Annotated in this window: 16 protein-coding genes; 11 read left to right on the forward strand and 5 right to left on the reverse strand. The window is 67.3% G+C overall.

Annotation, left to right across the window (positions count from 1 at the left end; translation table 11 throughout):
* Positions 1-186: 186 nt before the first annotated feature.
* The 9 genes from AC1DYX_RS16775 (at position 187) to AC1DYX_RS16815 (ending at position 8,993) form a co-directional block, all read left to right on the forward strand.
* A complete protein-coding gene (locus AC1DYX_RS16775) occupies positions 187-1,062 on the forward strand; it encodes an alpha/beta fold hydrolase (RefSeq protein ID WP_477260781.1) in 876 nt (291 codons plus the stop codon).
* 86 nt (positions 1,063-1,148) lie between these two features.
* Positions 1,149-2,345 carry a substrate-binding domain-containing protein gene (locus AC1DYX_RS16780; RefSeq protein ID WP_477260783.1) on the forward strand — a complete coding sequence of 399 codons (1,197 nt, stop codon included), beginning with the start codon at positions 1,149-1,151 and terminating at the stop codon, positions 2,343-2,345.
* A 1-nt stretch (position 2,346) separates the two neighbouring features.
* Complete coding sequence (locus tag AC1DYX_RS16785; protein ID WP_477260785.1) at positions 2,347-3,132, forward strand: ABC transporter ATP-binding protein; 786 nt, start codon at positions 2,347-2,349, stop codon at positions 3,130-3,132.
* Between the two features lie 22 nt (positions 3,133-3,154).
* Positions 3,155-3,880 carry an ABC transporter ATP-binding protein gene (locus AC1DYX_RS16790; protein ID WP_477260787.1) on the forward strand — a complete coding sequence of 242 codons (726 nt, stop codon included), beginning with the start codon at positions 3,155-3,157 and terminating at the stop codon, positions 3,878-3,880.
* Positions 3,881-4,044: 164 nt separating this feature from the next.
* The gene (locus AC1DYX_RS16795) at positions 4,045-5,034 is read left to right on the forward strand and encodes a branched-chain amino acid ABC transporter permease (RefSeq protein ID WP_477260790.1); all 990 of its coding nucleotides are present in this window, start codon (positions 4,045-4,047) and stop codon (positions 5,032-5,034) included.
* Entirely contained in the window at positions 5,034-6,104 is a 1,071-nt protein-coding gene (locus AC1DYX_RS16800; RefSeq protein WP_477260792.1) for a branched-chain amino acid ABC transporter permease, read from the forward strand. Before AC1DYX_RS16795 ends, AC1DYX_RS16800 begins: the two co-directional genes overlap by 1 nt.
* 337 nt (positions 6,105-6,441) lie before the next feature.
* Positions 6,442-7,110 (forward strand): choice-of-anchor J domain-containing protein, encoded by a 669-nt coding sequence (locus AC1DYX_RS16805; RefSeq protein ID WP_477260794.1) that lies wholly within the window; start codon positions 6,442-6,444, stop codon positions 7,108-7,110.
* Between the two features lie 13 nt (positions 7,111-7,123).
* Positions 7,124-7,537 (forward strand): post-PEP-CTERM-1 domain-containing protein, encoded by a 414-nt coding sequence (locus AC1DYX_RS16810; RefSeq protein ID WP_477260796.1) that lies wholly within the window; start codon positions 7,124-7,126, stop codon positions 7,535-7,537.
* Positions 7,524-8,993, forward strand: coding sequence for a PA domain-containing protein (locus AC1DYX_RS16815; protein ID WP_477260798.1), 1,470 nt, complete (start codon positions 7,524-7,526; stop codon positions 8,991-8,993). The genes AC1DYX_RS16810 and AC1DYX_RS16815 overlap by 14 nt, the downstream gene beginning before the upstream one ends.
* Positions 8,994-9,094: 101 nt before the next feature.
* Here the strand turns inward: AC1DYX_RS16815 and ppa are convergent, their stop codons facing one another.
* The gene (ppa, locus tag AC1DYX_RS16820) at positions 9,095-9,631 is read right to left on the reverse strand and encodes an inorganic diphosphatase (protein WP_477260800.1); all 537 of its coding nucleotides are present in this window, start codon (positions 9,629-9,631) and stop codon (positions 9,095-9,097) included.
* Positions 9,632-9,934: 303 nt separating this feature from the next.
* Here ppa and AC1DYX_RS16825 point away from each other — a divergent pair, with 303 nt between their 5' ends.
* On the forward strand, positions 9,935-10,135 hold the full coding sequence (locus AC1DYX_RS16825; RefSeq protein ID WP_477260802.1) for a hypothetical protein: 201 nt from the start codon (positions 9,935-9,937) through the stop codon (positions 10,133-10,135).
* A gap of 18 nt (positions 10,136-10,153) precedes the next feature.
* Here the strand turns inward: AC1DYX_RS16825 and AC1DYX_RS16830 are convergent, their stop codons facing one another.
* Genes AC1DYX_RS16830 through hemC form a run of 4 tightly spaced genes read right to left on the reverse strand, consistent with a single transcriptional unit; the run spans position 10,154 to position 14,253 of the window.
* Positions 10,154-11,350, reverse strand: coding sequence for a heme biosynthesis HemY N-terminal domain-containing protein (locus AC1DYX_RS16830; protein ID WP_477260804.1), 1,197 nt, complete (start codon positions 11,348-11,350; stop codon positions 10,154-10,156).
* Positions 11,351-11,367: 17 nt separating this feature from the next.
* The gene (locus tag AC1DYX_RS16835) at positions 11,368-12,516 is read right to left on the reverse strand and encodes a uroporphyrinogen-III C-methyltransferase (protein ID WP_477260806.1); all 1,149 of its coding nucleotides are present in this window, start codon (positions 12,514-12,516) and stop codon (positions 11,368-11,370) included.
* Positions 12,513-13,283: a uroporphyrinogen-III synthase gene (locus AC1DYX_RS16840; RefSeq protein WP_477260808.1), complete on the reverse strand. Its 771-nt coding sequence runs from the start codon at positions 13,281-13,283 to the stop codon at positions 12,513-12,515. Before AC1DYX_RS16840 ends, AC1DYX_RS16835 begins: the two co-directional genes overlap by 4 nt.
* Positions 13,276-14,253 carry a hydroxymethylbilane synthase gene (gene hemC, locus AC1DYX_RS16845; RefSeq protein ID WP_477260810.1) on the reverse strand — a complete coding sequence of 326 codons (978 nt, stop codon included), beginning with the start codon at positions 14,251-14,253 and terminating at the stop codon, positions 13,276-13,278. Before hemC ends, AC1DYX_RS16840 begins: the two co-directional genes overlap by 8 nt.
* Before the next feature lie 172 nt (positions 14,254-14,425).
* Here hemC and AC1DYX_RS16850 point away from each other — a divergent pair.
* A partial coding sequence (locus AC1DYX_RS16850; protein WP_477260812.1) for a phosphoenolpyruvate carboxylase occupies positions 14,426-16,089 on the forward strand: 1,664 nt, incomplete at its 3' end.

Genomic DNA, 16,089 nt, shown 5'->3' on the forward strand with positions numbered 1-16,089 from the left:
ATCTGTTCCCGACGCTGGGCAACGAAGGCACGCTGACCGCCTTCTACGGTGCCCCGCGTACCGTGCAGGGAACGGTCGAGTACCGCTTCTGATCCGCCGCCCGCGGCGCGGCCATCCGGCCGTGCCGCGGTGGGCCCCGCCTCGGCGGCGGCCCTCTACCGAATCGAATGACAGGATATTCCCAGCGTGCCCAACTACACCCCCATCCGCTACACCAGCAACGACGGCCTGACGCTGCATGCGCGTGATTATCCCGCAACAGCCGGCACGCCGGCGCGCCTGCCCGTGATCTGCATCCACGGCCTGACGCGCAACGCGGCCGACTTCGACGAATTCGCTCCACTCGTCGCGCGCCAGGGCCGGCGGGTGCTGGCGCTCGACGTGCGCGGACGGGGCGAATCGCAGCGCGATCCGAATCCCGACAATTACAACCCCAAGGTGTACGCCGACGACGTCACCCGGCTGATGGCCGACCTCGGCATTCCGCGCGCCGTTTTCGTCGGCACGTCGATGGGAGGAATGATCACGATGCAGGTGGCGGCGCAGGACATCGCCCTCGTGGCCGCCGCCGTGCTGAACGACATCGGCCCCGTGATCTCGGCAAACGGCCTGGCCCGTATCGCCGGCTACACGGGCAAGTCCGCCGCCGTGGACTCGTGGCGGGACGCCGCGTGCTATGTGCGCGGCATCAACGCATGTGCCTTCCCGGACAATGAAGATGCCGAATGGGACAAATGGGCCCGCCGCGCGTTCGCGCCGGACGCTGCCGGCCGGCTGGCGCCACGCTACGATCCGAACATTGCCATCGCCCTGCAAACCGGTAAACTCAGGCCGACGTCGCTGTCCCTGCGGCTGGCATTCCGCAAGCTCGCGCGCGAACGCCCGGTCATGCTGGTGCGGGGCGCGCTATCCGACCTGCTGGAAGAACGCCAGACCGCGTGGATGCGGCGTGCGGCCCCGACGATGCAATACGTCGAGGTGCCGAACGTGGGCCATGCGCCGATGCTGACCGAGCCGGTCGCGCTGGACGCGATCCTCGAGTTCCTGGCCCAAGTGCCCTAAAAAACAACGCACGCATGACGTAGGGTGGGCATTTGAGGCCGGGTGGCCTCAAATGAAACGTGCCCACCATCCCACAAGGAGACGAGATGAAACGCACGATCAAACCCCTCCCCTTCGCGCTGTTCGCCGCCTTCGCCATGACGGCGACCGGCACCGCGCTGGCGGCCCCCGACCTGAAAGTGGCCCTCATCGCCGGCAAGACGGGCCAGCTGGAATCCTATGCCAGGGAAACGGAAACCGGCTTCATGCTGGGCCTCGAATACCTCACGGGCGGCAAGATGGAGATCAACGGCCGCAAGCTGAAGGTGATCGTCAAGGACGACCAGGGCAAGCCCGACCTCTCGCGCACGCTGCTGGCCGAAGCCTATGGCGACGACAAGGCCGACATCGCCGTCGGCACCACGTCGTCCGGTGCCGCGCTGGCGATGCTGCCGGTGGCGAAGGAATACAAGAAGGTGCTGATCGTCGAGCCGGCCGTGGCCGACGAGATCACGGGCGCGAAGTGGAACAAATACATCTTCCGCACGGCGCGCAACTCCATGCAGGACGCGCTGGCCGCGGCCTCCACGCTGAAGAACGGCAGCGTCGCATTCCTCGCACAGGACTACGCATTCGGCCGCGACGCGATCAAGGCCGGCAAGGAGGCGCTGGCCGCCACCGGCAGCAAGGCCACCGTCGTGCACGAGGAATACGCCCCCGCCGCCGCGACCGACTTCACCGCGCCCACGCAGCGCCTGTTCGACGCCCTGAAGGACAAGCCGCAGCCGCGCGTGCTGGCGATCGTCTGGGCCGGCCCGAACCCGATGAACAAGATCGCCGACATGAAGCCGGAACGCTACGGCATCTCGCTGGCCCCGGGCGGCAACATCCTGCCCGTGATGAAGACGTGGAAGGCCTACGCCGGCACGGAGGGCACGATCAATTACTACTACGGCTTCCCGAAAAACAAGATGAACGACTGGCTCGTGGCCGAGCACACGAAGCGCTACAAGGTTCCGCCCGACATGTTCACGGCGGGCGGCATGGCGGCGGCGGCGGCAGTCGTGGCGGCCCTGCAGAAGGTCCCGTCCGGGAACGGCGACCAGCTCGTGACGGCGATGGAAGGCATGTCGTTCGAGACGCCGAAGGGCATCATGACCTTCCGCAAGGAAGACCACCAGGCGCTGCAGCCGATGTACCACTTCCGCATCAAGAAGGACCAGAAGAACGAATGGGACCTTTTGGAACTGGTGCGCGAAATCCCGGCCAGCGAGCTGCCGCTGCCGGTCCGGAACAAGCGCTGAGATGACCTCCCCCGGTTCCTCACCGTCGCCCGTGCCCACGCTGGCCACGCGCGACCTGACCATCCGCTTCGGCGGCCACGTGGCCGTCAACGCGGTGACGGCCGAGTTTTACCCGGGCACGCTGACCGTGATCGTCGGCCCGAACGGCGCCGGCAAGACGACCTACTTCAACCTGGTATCGGGCCAGCTGGCGGCGACGTCCGGCAGCGTGCAGGTGCGTGGCCAGGACGTCACCCGCCTCGGCCCCGCGCGCCGTACGCGCCTGGGCGTGGGCCGCGCGTTCCAGCTGACGAATCTGTTCCCGCATCTCACCGTGCTGGAAAACGTGYGGCTGGCCGTGCAGAGCCGTGCCGGCATCGGCATGAGCATGCTGTCGCTGTGGTTCGGCCACCAGGAAGTCATCCAGCGCGCCGAGCACTACCTTGAGCGCGTCGCGATGATCACGAAGCGCGGCACGCTGGTCGGCACGCTGTCGCACGGCGACCAGCGCAAGCTCGAGGTGGCGATCCTGCTCGCGCTGGAACCGCAGATCCTGATGTTCGACGAACCCACGGCCGGCATGAGCGTGGACGAGGTGCCGGTCGTGCTCGACCTGATCCACCAGGTCAAGACAGAGCGCGACAGGACGGTGCTGCTCGTCGAGCACAAGATGGATGTCGTGCGGGCGCTGGCCGACCGCATCATCGTGCTGCACAACGGCACGCTGGTGGCGGATGGCCAGCCGGCCGACGTGATGCAATCGAAAATCGTGCAGGAGGCCTATCTTGGCACACCCGAACCCGCATGACGTCCCGAGGACGACGCTGCCCATGAGCGAACCCATGCTGACGCTGTCCGGCGTCCACACCCACATCGGCCAGTACCACATCCTGCAGGGCGTCGACCTGGTCGTGCCGCGCGGCGGCCTGGCCGTGCTGCTGGGGCGCAATGGCGCCGGCAAGACGACCACCTTGCGCACCATCATGGGCCTGTGGAAGGCCAGCCGCGGCACGATCACGTTCGACGGCCGCGACATCACGAAGCTGTCCACACCCGACATCGCCCGCGCCGGCATCGCGTACGTCCCGGAAAGCATGGCCGTGTTTTCCGAACTGACGGTGCGTGAAAACCTGTACCTCGCCGCCCGCAACGGCCCGCTGGACGCGGCGCGCGTAGACTGGATCTGCGGCTTCTTCCCCGCGCTGAAGAAATTCTGGAACTACCCGGCGGGGAATTTGTCGGGCGGCCAGAAGCAGATGGTGGCCATCGCGCGCGCGATCGTCGAACCGAAGCAGTTGCTGCTCGTCGACGAACCGACCAAGGGTCTGGCACCCGCCATCGTGCAAAGCCTGATGGCGGCATTCCGCGACCTCAAGGACACGAGCACGACCATCCTGCTCGTCGAACAGAATTTCAATTTCGTGCGCACGCTCGGCGACAGCGTGAGCGTCATGGACGACGGCCACGTCGTCCACGCGGGCCTGATGCACGACCTGGCCGACGACGAGGCCTTGCAGCAACGCCTGCTGGGCCTCTCGCTCGACTCCCACCAATGAAAAAGGAACCTCGAAAAACCGTAGCGAGCGGCCGCAGTTGCGGTGGCAGACGCCGAGTCCGAGAAGCGCAGCTGTACGAAAGTACAGCGAGCATCGCAGGGCTAGGCGCCCCCACCGAAATGCAACGCGCAGTAGGTTTTTCGAGCTTCCGGAACAGGACAACGATGAGTGCAACTTTACCGATCGCCCATGCGGATGCGCCGCTGCTGCTGGTGCCGGCCGTCGTGCTGGCGGCGCTGCCCTTCATGAGCTTCCCCACGTGGATCACCCTGACGGTGGCCGGACTCGCGATGGGCATGATGATCTTCATTATGGCCAGCGGCCTGACGCTGATCTTCGGCCTGATGAGCGTGCTGAACTTCGGCCATGGCGCGTTCGTGTCCGTCGGCGCGTTCACGGCCACGTACGTGCTGCTGCCCATGCGCGGCTGGCTCGAGACCGATTCACTGCTCGCGAATCTCGGCGTGCTGGGCCTCGCCGTGCTGCTGGCGATGATCGTCACCGCGCTGCTCGGCTGGGCATTCGAACGGGTCGTCATCATGCCCGTGTACGGCCAGCACCTGAAACAGATCCTGATCACGATGGGCGGCATGATCGTGGCCGAACAATTGATCAACGTGATCTGGGGCGCGGAGCAGATCGCCCTGCCGCTGCCGGCCGCGCTGCGCGGCGCCGTGTTCCTGGGCGAGGCCGCGATCGAGAAATACCGGCTGCTGGCGGTCGCCGTCGGCATCGTCGTGTTCGCCACGATGTTCCTCACCCTGAACCGCACGAAGATCGGCCTGCTGATCCGCGCCGGCGTCGAGAACGGCGAGATGGTGGAAGCGCTGGGCTACCGCATCCGCCGCCTGTTCGTCGGCGTCTTCGCGGCCGGCTCCGCGCTGGCGGGCCTGGGCGGCGTGATGTGGGGCCTGTACAAGGAAACGCTGGTGGCGCACATGGGCAGCGAGATCATGGTGCTGACCTTCATCGTCATCATCATCGGCGGTCTCGGCTCCGTCGGCGGCTGCTTCATCGGCTCGCTACTGATCGCGCTCGTCGGCAACTACGCCGGCTTCCTCGCGCCCAAGGTCGCCCTCGTCTCGAACATCGTGCTGATGATCGCCGTTCTCCTGTGGCGCCCGGCCGGCCTGTACACGAAAGGACGTCATTGATGCTGATCCAGCTGCTTTCCGGCGACCTGCCGCGCAGCCGCGCGTTGACGGCGATCCTCGTCGCCATCCTGCTCGGCCTCCTGTGCGCGCCCTTTCTCTTTACCGGTGCACGGCCGCTGAACACGGCGGCCACGATCTGCGTCTACATCGTGCTCGTCGCGTCGTACGACCTGCTGCTGGGCTATACCGGCATCGTCTCGTTCGCCCACACGATGTTCTACGGGATCGGCGCCTATGGCGTCGGCATCGCCCTGGCAAGCGTGGACGAGCCGACGTGGGGCGCGATCGTCATCGGCCTCGCCGCCGCGCTCGCGCTCACCGTCGTGCTGGCCTTCGTCATCGGCCTGTTCGCACTGCGCGTGCGTGCCATCTTCTACGCGATGATCACGCTGGCCGTGGCATCGTCGTTCTCCGTGCTCGCGTCCCAGCTGTCGGACTTCACGGGTGGCGAGGACGGACGCACGTTCAGCGTGCCGGAACTGCTGTCGCCGGGCTATACGCTGATCGAGAACGAGGTGTTCGGACGCAGCATCGACGGCAAACTGATCACGTACTACATCGTGTTCGCAGGCTGTCTCGTGCTGTTCCTGTTCCTGCTGCGCGTCGTGAACTCGCCGTTCGGGCGCGTGCTGCAGGCGATCCGCGAGAACGAGTTCCGCGCGGAGGCCCTCGGCTACCGCACCGTCGTCTACCGCATCTGGGCCAATGTGCTGGGCGCCGTCGTGGCCGCGCTGGCCGGGGCGCTGATGGCCCTGTGGCTACGCTACGTCGGGCCCAAGACGAGCCTCGGCTTCGAGGTCATGACGGACATCCTGCTGATCGTCGTCATCGGCGGCATGGGCACGATGTATGGCGCGGTCGTCGGTGCGGCGCTGTTCATCCTCGCCCAGAACTACCTCAAGACGCTGATGGGCCAGGCGTCCGAGATGCTGTCCGGCGCGCCGCTGCTGGCCGCGGCCCTGCATCCGGACCGGTGGATGCTGTGGCTCGGCGTGCTGTTCATTCTTTCGATCTATTTCTTCCCAATCGGTATCGTCGGCAAGCTGCGGCTGCGCCGTACAACCCACTGATGTCGTAACTCGCGATTTGCGAACGTTTGGTTGGCTCGGGGAGCCCACCCTACGCCCTGTGCGCGGTCACTTTGCACCTCCAATCGCGTCCGTCACCGTTCGCCGTAGGGTGGGCACCCCGTGCCCACCATGCGTCACCACATCATTCCCGCCTCATCGGGCCGCACGATACGCCCGCCGGTCCCGCCCGACAATACCTTCATTTTGTTCAGCCAGTTCGTTAGCTGAAGATCAAAAGTCCTTGTCATTCGACTCATAAGATGGGGCCAGCTATGGCCTCGTCGACCAGCCAGCGCGAGCGGTCCACCATCCTACTGGCTACCATGAAAGGGCTTCCATGAAACCCGTTAAAACCTTGTTTGCGACGGCGGCCTTGACGCTGTCGCTGGCCGCGCTCGGCGCCACCGCCGCGCACGCAGCCGGGGTCGAAGTGCTCAATGAAGGATTCGGCAACGTCGGCGCTCTCAGCGGATGGGCCCAGGTCAACGACAGCATCCCCGTCGGCAACGCCTGGTTCCAGGGTAACCCGGCCATCTTCCCGTCCCAGGCCGGCGCGCCCGATGCCTATGCGGCCGTCGACTTCCTCAGCGCGGTGAACGGCAACGGCAACGTCGACAACTGGCTGATCACGCCCGTCCTCGACCTCTCGGGCACGACGGTGCTGAGCTTCCATACGCGGCACGATGCTCAGCCGGGATTCGACGACCTGCTCGAAGTGCGCTTCGCCTCGGGTACGGGGAGCGGCGCCGCCGGCTTCACCACCTTGCTGACGACGGTCGGCGGCGCGGCCGGCTATCCGACGGACTGGCAGCAGTTCATGGCCACCGTCACGAACAACGGCAGCGGCCGCTTCGCATTCCGCTACGTGGGACCGGCCGATACCCTGAACTATGTGGGCCTCGACACGGTCTCTGTCGTGACGGCGGTGCCGGAACCGGCGACCTGGATGATGCTGGCGCTGGGCCTGGGATTGTTCACCCTGCAGCGCCGCCAGTCGCGTCCTTGAACGGGAGATCGTCATGTCCAGGCAAAAACTGCTTACCATCGGCACGCTGGCGGCCCTGCTGCTGCTGGCCTTCTTTTCCATGCACGCCAGGGCGGCCGGCCAGGAAGGCATGGTCGTCGTGCGCGACGCGCAGACCGGCAAGCTGCGCGCACCCACGGCCGACGAACTGAAGGCGCTGCGCGCGCAAACCCCGTCCGCCGCGCTGACCGCGCCGCGCCAGCCCGCCACCGTGAGCCGGGGCGACGGCTCGCGCGGCGTGCGCCTCGGTGAAAGGAATATGGTCTACGAAGTCGTCACGCGCGGCGCCGACGGCAAGCTGACGCGCGAATGCGTGGAGGGCAGCACCGGCGCCACACACGCGCTCGATCACACCGACGATGCCGCAAAGCACAGCAACCACGGGGAGGATGGCCATGAGACCCGCTGAATCTTCGCGCCTGCAGCAAGTCGCCCTCCAGGTCGCCGGCCTGATTGCCGGCGCGGCGACGGCATGCGCCCTCGCCCTCGGCACCAGCGCGCCCGCGCAGGCCGCCGCCACCATCGTGATCGTCAACCTGAACGCACCCGGCGAAGGCTTCAACGACCCGACCCCCGCCGCACCGGTCGGCGGCAACACGGGCACGACGCTCGGCCAGCAACGCCTGAACGCGTTCCAGCACGCGGCCGACATCTGGGGCGCGACGCTGACGAGCAGCGTGCCGGTCCGCATCGGCGCCTCGTTCATGCCGCTGGCCTGCACCGCGACGAGCGCCGTGCTCGGCTCGGCCGGGGCCAACGAGATCTGGTCCGACTTCCCGAACGCGCCCCGCCCCGCGACGTGGTATCCGAGCGCCCTCGCGAGCAAGCTGGCCAGCGCGGACATCGCGACGCCGGGTGCACCGCACATCATCGCGCGCTTCAACGCGCGCCTGGGCCTGTTTCCCGACTGCCTGCCCGGCTCCGGCTTCTATCTCGGCCTCGACAACGACTTCGGCAACCAGATCGACCTCGTCACGGTCCTGCTGCACGAGTTCGCGCATGGCCTCGGCTTCCAGACCTTCACGGACGACGAGACGGGCGCCGAGATCCAGGGCATGCCGTCGATCTGGGATTACTACCTGCTGAACAACCGCACGGGCAAGTTGTGGGTGGAAATGACGGACGCCGAGCGCGCCGCCTCGGCCGTGACGTGGCGCGGCCTCTCGTGGAACGGCTCCATCGTGACGGCCGCCGTACCGCAGGTGCTGGCGCCGGCCTCGAACCTGGCCGTCAGCGGTGCCGCCGCCGACACGGCCGCGGGTGTGTATCCGGTGGGCGACGCATCGTTCGGCCCGCCGCTGTCCAATCCGCCCGTCGCCGGCCAGCTGATGCCCGTCGTCGACCAGCCCGATGGCACGGGACAAGCGTGCGCCCCGCTGAGCGAACTGAACGCCCTCGCCGTGCATGGCAACGTCGCGCTCATCGACCGCGGCGCATGCGACTTCGTCACCAAGGCCCGCAACGTGCAGGCCGCAGGCGCGCTGGGCATGGTCATGGCCGACAACCAGCCGGGCGACGTGGCCGGCATGAGCGGCAACGATCCTTCCATCACGATCCCGTCCGTGCGCGTCACCCAGGCGGACGGCACCCGGCTGAAGGCCGCACTGCAGCGCCGCTCGCGCACGCAATCGGGCGTCGTCGCCAGCCTCGGCCTCGACCCGACCCGCCTGGCCGGCGCCGACAGCGCGGGACGCATCCTGATGTACACGCCGACCACGCTGTCGCCCGGCTCGTCCGTGTCGCACTACACGACGGAAGCGAAGCCGGACCAGTTGATGGAACCGGCGATCAACAGCGACCTGACGCACCAGGTGACGCCACCGCGTGACCTGACGTTCCCGCTGCTGCGTGACATCGGGTGGTGATCCGGGGTCGTGGGCCAAATAAAAAGGGCCGTTCACCCGAGTGACGGCCCTTCTGTTGCGGTCGCTGGCGCCCGCGTGTGCGCGGCGCCGCCGCGTGTCGATTACTCGCCCTGCGCCGTGAAGGTCTTCACGCCCGCCAGGATCTCGGCCTTGGCCGCGTCCGGGCCTTCCCAGCCTTCGACCTTGACCCACTTGCCCTTTTCCAGGTCCTTGTAGTGCTCGAAGAAGTGCTGGATCTGGCGCAGGGTCAGTTCCGGCACATCCTCGACCTTTTGCAGGTTCGCATAGACCGGCAGGATTTTTTCGACCGGCACGGCCAGGATCTTCGAGTCGCCGCCGGCTTCGTCGGACATCTTCAGCACGCCCAGCGCGCGGCAACGCACGACGACGCCCGGGATCAGCGCGAACGGCGTGATCACCAGCACGTCGCACGGGTCGCCGTCGTCGGCGATCGTGTTCGGGATGTAGCCGTAGTTGCACGGATAGTGCATCGCGGTACCCATGAAGCGGTCGACGAAGATCGCGCCCGATTCCTTGTCCACTTCGTACTTGATCGGGTCGGCGTTCATCGGGATTTCGATGATGACGTTGAAGTCGTTCGGCACATCGCGGCCGGCGTTGACGTTATTCAGGCTCATGGATAGTCCTTGGTTGCTGGGGAAACAATAAAAGGGGCATTATAGCGAATCACCCTGAGCTTGTGCGCCGCACAAGGTTGCCGAGGAACGCCAAACAGCGCCAAAGCGGGCGGCAAACAGCAGCGTGTTGGCCGGCGCCCGACACAATCCAGGCCTTCCGTTGGCCCGCACCCAACCCGGCAAAACCGCAAGGTCCCTCCTCCCCTCCCGGGACGCCGTGCGGCGCGAGCTGGCACGCCCCGTGCTGTATGGATGTCGTGGGCGAGACGCCCGCGCATCCACCAACCAGCGCAGGGGAATCACATGAACATCAACAAGCACATGGAAGTCATCTTCATCACCACGCTCGCCGTCGTCGGCACCGGGTCGTTCCTGGCCGATCGCCTGCCGGAGGCCAAGGCAGCACCGGCCGGGGCTAGCGTCCCGGTCGCCCGCAACATCGGCACGCCCGGTCACCCGGCCGTCGTCATCGTGCGTGCGTCCCGGGAAGCGCGGCGCGCATGAGTGCGGCCATGCGCGGCATCACAACACCGTCGCCAGTGCGCACTGCCGGTAGTGGTTGTCGGCCTCCTCCCGCTGCCCCAGCGCCTCGTGCAGCTGGGCCAGCTTCAGATGGGCCTCGCGCACCATGTGCGGCTCGGTGGCGTCGGACAAAGCCTGCTCCAGGTAGCGCTGCGCCTTGCCCCACAGTTTCTGGCGCAGGCACAGGGAGCCCAGCGTGAGTTCCAGTTCCGGATCGTTCGGATGGGCGCGCAGCCACGTCTCGCAGTTCTCGATCTGCGCCAGCAGCGTGGCGGAGCCTTCCGGCCCGGCCGCTTCGCGATAGGCGCGCACGACGCGCTCGTCCCAACCGGCCTTCAGCGCATCCTCGACGATGCCGCGGGCTTCATCGTGCAGGCCGCGCGCGTTGAAGGCGGCGGCGGCGCGCGCCGCGATGTACGGCTTGACGCGGTCGCTGCCCGGCACCGTGCTCCAGACGCGGCGGACCGATTCGGCGTCGTGGCCGCCCTCGGACAGCAGCGCGTCATAGGCCAGCTCGCGCAGGCGGGCCGACAGCGCCGGATGCAGGGCGTTGCGCTTGTCCAGCGTGCGCACGAGGCGCAGCACTTCCGGCCAGTTGCGCGCCTGCTGGTTGGCCCGCATGGCCCACTGCAGCGCGTGGATGTGGCGCTGGCCGCTGGCGTTCAGTTCCGCCACGGCTTCCAGCGCGCCTTCATGCTTGTGGTCGTCGACGAGGAGTTCCGTGACCGTCATCAGGCGCGCCGTCTTCAGCGACTGGTCGTGCACGATGCCGGCCAGCCAGGCGTCGCGCCGTGCCGGCTCGCGCATGCGGTGGGCGGCACGGGCGCCGATCAGTGCGGCGAGGCCGGCGTTGTCCGGCAGGTCGGCGGCGCGCATGGCGGCCTTCTCCGCCTGGCCGAAGCGGCCTTCGAACAGGGCTTTCAGCGCCTCGCGCAGGCCGCGGTTGGCTTCGCGTTCACGCTTGCGGAAGCGGTACTCGGCCACGCGCCCGGGCATGCCCAGCGTGGCGCGCACGGCCCGCAGGAGGCCGTACAGGACGAGGAACAGCAGGACCGCCAGCACGACGAACAGGTTCAGCGACAGGTCGATCCGGTGCGGCGGATAGAAAAAGACGACGTTGCCGGGATTAAAGCGCGCGGTCACGGCGATGCCGATGGCTGCGGCCATCAGGGCGACTAACCAGAGAAGTAAACGCATCGTTCAGGCCCCGCCGCTCAAGGCTTCGATTTGTAGTTGCGCACGGCGTTCAGGCTCTCCGACAGATCGGGAACGTCGATCGTGACGTTGTTGGCCTGGACCTGGCGCAGCAGCGCCTGCGCGGCCTGCGTGGAGCGCGCCTTCGTGTCGAAGTACTTCACGAGCATCTGCTGGGTCGTGTTCAGGTCGTCGCGGAACGTGCCTTCGTTACGCGACAGCAGCGCCAGACGCGCGTTCAGCAGCCGGAGCTTGAGGTTCTCGCGCACGAAATACGATTCGCTCGGCGACAGCATCAGCGCGTCCGGATTGTCGACCGTGCGCACGCGGATCAGCTGGCGGATGTCGTCCCACATCTCGTGGCTCCAGTTGCGCCAGGTGTCCGTCGCGCGCTGGAGGAAAGTCAGGTTGGCCGCGGGCTTGCCGGCAACCGGCGCCGGATTCACGCGCGGCGGCGCGATCGGCTCGGCCGGCTTTTCATCCGACAGCAGCGGCAGGTTGTCGATCTGCGAGATGACGTTGTCCAGGCGCAGCGCGATGCCGGGCTGGTCGACGGACGGCAGCGCCTTCAGCTTGTCGATGTCGCGCGCGATGGCGCGGCGGATCGTGATGAATTGCGGCTTGTCCGAGCGCGACAGCGAGCGGTCCGCGTTCTGCAGCGCGATCAGTGCGCCCTGCACGTTGCCCGCCAGTTGCAGTTGCTGGCTCGCGGTGGACAGCACCTGCTCGATCTCGGACAGCGCCCACTCGTCGCGGTTCTTCGAGATGTCCTGGTACATCTGCTCGAGCGCGGCCTGCTGGCTCTGCGCCTCGGTCTGGCGGGTTTCCAGCACGCCGACCTTCACCTGCAATTCCTTGGCGGCCTCCTGGATTTCGCGCACGGTCTGCGCGGTCTCGGCATTCGAGGCATTGTCCTTTTGCAGGGTACGCGCGACGTCCTCGCGCAGCTTGTTGAAACGGGTATGCGTGGACCAGGTCTGCATGGCCAGCAGCACGGCCAGGGCCAGGATCGCCACGTTCTGCGGCTTCTGCAGCAGCCCGCCCAGGCCCGAGGTTTCGGGGACGCGGGGCTCGCCGGGGCCGGCGGGCGCCGGGGTGACGTAGGTCTCCGGCGGAACGACCGGCCCGCCCATGTTTGGTTTTTCTGGATTGTTGGGCAATTCGTTCATGCTCGTGATTGTAACGCGGCAAGCAGCCGCTCGTCGCCGGACCCGGTGAGGGTCACGGCGTTGAAACCGAGTGCAGATGCCGTTTCGGCGATGCGGGCATGCGGCACGATCAGGTGTTGTTGTTGCAATTTTGCCACACTTGCCCCGCCATCAAGCTGGGCGACGAGGCCGGCCAGCCCCCGCAAGGCTTCGGAGCTCGTGATTATCCAGTCGTTCGGCGCGTCCAGCAAGGCGCGTAACGACGCCGCCAGGTCCGCATTCAGCGACGGGACGGCGCGGCGGTACGCGGCGACCGTCTCCACGTCGACACCGGCCGCGCGCAAGGCGTCCGGCAACACCTCGCGTCCCGTCTCACCGCGCACGACGAGCACCTTGCGCCCGCGCAGCGCGCCGGTATCGAGCGCCTGCAACAGGTGTTCGGAATCGCTGCGGGCCGGATCGCGCGGCGCGTGGATGCGGTAGCGTTCGCCCTCGATGCCGTGGCGCGCGAGTGCGGCCCGGCTGCCCTCGCCCACGACGGCCAGCGCCACCTCGGGCGGCCAGGCCGCGACGTGGGCGAACGCGGCGTCGACGGCGTTCGGCGACACGAACGCGACGAGCGCATAGCGCGTAATGTCAGCGAGCGCGGCACGCAACGGCGCCTCGTCGGCCAGCGGAGAAATGTCCAGCAATGGCAGGATCAGCGGTGTGCGGCCGAGCGCCGCCACCGCGCGGGCCAGCGGCTCGGCCTGCTGGCGCGGACGAGTGATGACGACCGTGTCAGGCATCGCCCGCGGAAGCCGCCTTGCATTCGGCCAGGATGCCGGCCGCATCCTGCTGGGCCAGTTTCTGCGCCACCTGCTCGCCGACGGCTGCCGGCAGCGCCGCCGGGCCGCTGGCGTCGGCAAAGGCGCTGCGCCGGCCGTCCGGCGTCGCGACCATCGCACGCAGGTGCAGCGTGTCGCCATCCACGGTCGCGTGCGCCGCCAGCGGAATCTGGCAGCTGCCGCCGAACACCTGCGATACCTTGCGCTCGGCCTGCACGGCCTGCGCCGTCGCCGTATGGTTCAGTGGCGCCAGCAGCGCGCGCAGGTCGAACCCGGCCTTGTTATCGGACAGGATCTCGATCGCCATCGCGCCCTGCCCTGCGGCCGGCAGGCTGTCCTCGGGTTCCAGGTAGGCGCGGATGCGGCGCGTGAGGCCGAGGCGCTTGAGGCCGGCGGCGGCGAGGATGATGGCGGCGTAATCGCCACGGTCGAGCTTGCCGAGGCGCGTGTCGAGGTTGCCGCGCAGCGGCTTGATCACGAGTTGCGGATAGCGCGCCGCGATCAGCGCCTGGCGACGCAGGCTGCTCGTGCCCACGATGCTGCCGGCCGGCAACGCGGCGAGGCTGTCGAAATCATTCGAGACAAACGCGTCGCGCGGGTCTTCGCGCTCGAGGATGGCGGCCAATTCAAAGCCTTCCGGCAATTCCATCGGCACGTCCTTCAGGGAATGGACGGCCAGGTGGGCGCGGCCGTCGGCCATCGCCACTTCGAGTTCCTTGACGAACAGGCCCTTGCCGCCGACCTTGGACAAAGTCTTGTCGAGGATCTGGTCGCCGCGGGTCGTCATGCCGAGAATATCGATCTGGCACTGGGGATATAATGCGGCGAGGCGGTCGCGCACATGCGTCGCCTGCCACATGGCCAGCCTGCTTTCGCGCGAAGCGATGATCAATTGCGCGGGAACGTGCTGCGTCGTATCGTTGGAGTTCAAAACGGTTTCTTTCACTGTCGTTGCGCCCGGATCGGGCTGCGCCGGCAAGGCCCATGCCCGAGATCATAAATTCTAGCATGCGCCCATCTTCAGGCCATGGCCAAACGCCAGCGTGCCTCGCAGTAATCGATTTATCGTAGTGCCAGTCCTCAACAATATAACCATGGTCGATATGGATAATTCTGCTGCACTGAACCCGCTGGCACCAGGCCAGCCCGCGATCCCACCACCCGGCGGCGCCGACAAGGACGCCCCGCTGAAAGAAGACATCCGCCTGCTCGGCCGCCTCCTCGGCGACGTGCTGCGCGACCAGGAAGGCGAAGCCGTGTTCGACGTCGTCGAAACGATCCGCCAGACCGCCGTGCGTTTTCGCCGCGAAGACGATCCGGAAGCGGGCGCCGAGCTCACCACCCTGCTGAAGAAGCTGACGCGCGAAGAGACGAACTCCGTCGTGCGCGCCTTCTCGTATTTTTCGCACCTGGCGAACATCGCCGAAGACCAGCACCACATCCGCCGCCGCCGCGCCCACCTGCTGGCCGGCTCGAAGCCGCAGCCGTCCAGTGTCGCCTACGCCCTCGGCCGGCTGAAGGATGCCGGCGTCGGCCAGGACACGGTCGAGACGTTCCTGCGCGAGGCGCTGATCTCGCCCGTGCTGACGGCGCACCCGACGGAAGTCCAGCGCAAGAGCACGCTGGACGCCGAGCACGACATCGCCCGCCTGCTGGCCGAGCGCGACCTGCCGCTGACGCCGAAGGAGCGCGCGCGCAACCTGCAACTGCTGCAGGCCCGCATCGCCACCCTGTGGCAGACCCGCATGCTGCGCTACGAAAAACTGACGGTGGCGGACGAGATCGAGAACGCCCTGTCGTACTACCGCACCACCTTCCTGCGCGAGCTGCCGGCCGTGTACGACGACGTCGAGGAAGAGATCGCGGCACACTATGGCGCCGATTCGCACGGCCTCGACGACGCCGCGTACATGCAGATGGGCAGCTGGATCGGCGGCGACCGCGACGGCAACCCGAACGTCAATTCCGCGACGATGCAGCGCGCGCTCGTGCGCCACTCGACCACGATCTTCGATTTCTACCTCGACGAAGTGCACGCGCTGGGCGCGGAGCTGTCGCCGTCGACCTTGCTCGTGGCCGCGAGCCCGGCGCTGCTGGCCCTCGCCGACGCCTCGCCCGACCACTCGCCGCACCGCAGCGACGAACCGTACCGCCGCGCCCTGATCGGCATCTACGCGCGCCTCGCCTCGACGGCGCGCGAACTGGGCGCCACGAACATCCTGCGCAAGGAAGTCGGCCATGCGGATCCCTACCGCGATTCCTGCGACTTCCGCGCCGACCTGCAGGTGATCGTCGATTCGCTGAACGAAAACCACGGCGCCATCCTGGCCGTGCCGCGCCTGAATGGCCTGCTGCGCGCCGCCCGCATCTTCGGCTTCCACCTCGCCTCGCTGGACATGCGCCAGAGCTCGGACGTGCACGAGCGCGTGCTGGCCGAACTGTTCGCCCGTGCCGGCGTCGAAGCGGATTACGCTCTGCTGCCCGAAGCGGCCAAGGTGAAACTGCTGCTGGACGAGCTGGCCCAGCCGCGCCTGCTGTACACGCCGTACGAGAGCTATTCGGACACCACGAATTCCGAGCTGCAGGTCCTGCGCACGGCGCGCGAGTTCCGCAAGCGCTACGGCGCGCGCGCGATCCGCAACTACATCATCTCGCACACGGAGACCGTGTCCGACCTGCTCGAAGTCCTGCTGCTGCAAAAGGAAACGGGCCTGTACCGTCCCAGCGAGAAGAAGAACGACGTGATGGTGATCCCGCTGTTCGAGAC

It is taken from the genome of Massilia sp. P2_C2 (assembly GCF_056404615.1).

Excerpts from the sequence above, each read along its gene's own strand:
- AC1DYX_RS16780 (WP_477260783.1), top strand. The coding sequence starts at position 1,149 with ATGAAACGCACGATCAAACCCCTCCCCTTCGCGCTGTTCGCCGCCTTC.
- AC1DYX_RS16790 (WP_477260787.1), top strand. The coding sequence starts at position 3,155 with ATGAGCGAACCCATGCTGACGCTGTCCGGCGTCCACACCCACATCGGC.
- AC1DYX_RS16795 (WP_477260790.1), top strand. The coding sequence starts at position 4,045 with ATGAGTGCAACTTTACCGATCGCCCATGCGGATGCGCCGCTGCTGCTG.
- AC1DYX_RS16800 (WP_477260792.1), top strand. The coding sequence starts at position 5,034 with ATGCTGATCCAGCTGCTTTCCGGCGACCTGCCGCGCAGCCGCGCGTTG.
- AC1DYX_RS16805 (WP_477260794.1), top strand. The coding sequence starts at position 6,442 with ATGAAACCCGTTAAAACCTTGTTTGCGACGGCGGCCTTGACGCTGTCG.
- AC1DYX_RS16810 (WP_477260796.1), top strand. The coding sequence starts at position 7,124 with ATGTCCAGGCAAAAACTGCTTACCATCGGCACGCTGGCGGCCCTGCTG.
- AC1DYX_RS16815 (WP_477260798.1), top strand. The coding sequence starts at position 7,524 with ATGAGACCCGCTGAATCTTCGCGCCTGCAGCAAGTCGCCCTCCAGGTC.
- ppa (WP_477260800.1), bottom strand. The coding sequence starts at position 9,631 with ATGAGCCTGAATAACGTCAACGCCGGCCGCGATGTGCCGAACGACTTC.
- AC1DYX_RS16825 (WP_477260802.1), top strand. The coding sequence starts at position 9,935 with ATGAACATCAACAAGCACATGGAAGTCATCTTCATCACCACGCTCGCC.
- AC1DYX_RS16830 (WP_477260804.1), bottom strand. The coding sequence starts at position 11,350 with ATGCGTTTACTTCTCTGGTTAGTCGCCCTGATGGCCGCAGCCATCGGC.
- AC1DYX_RS16835 (WP_477260806.1), bottom strand. The coding sequence starts at position 12,516 with ATGAACGAATTGCCCAACAATCCAGAAAAACCAAACATGGGCGGGCCG.
- AC1DYX_RS16840 (WP_477260808.1), bottom strand. The coding sequence starts at position 13,283 with ATGCCTGACACGGTCGTCATCACTCGTCCGCGCCAGCAGGCCGAGCCG.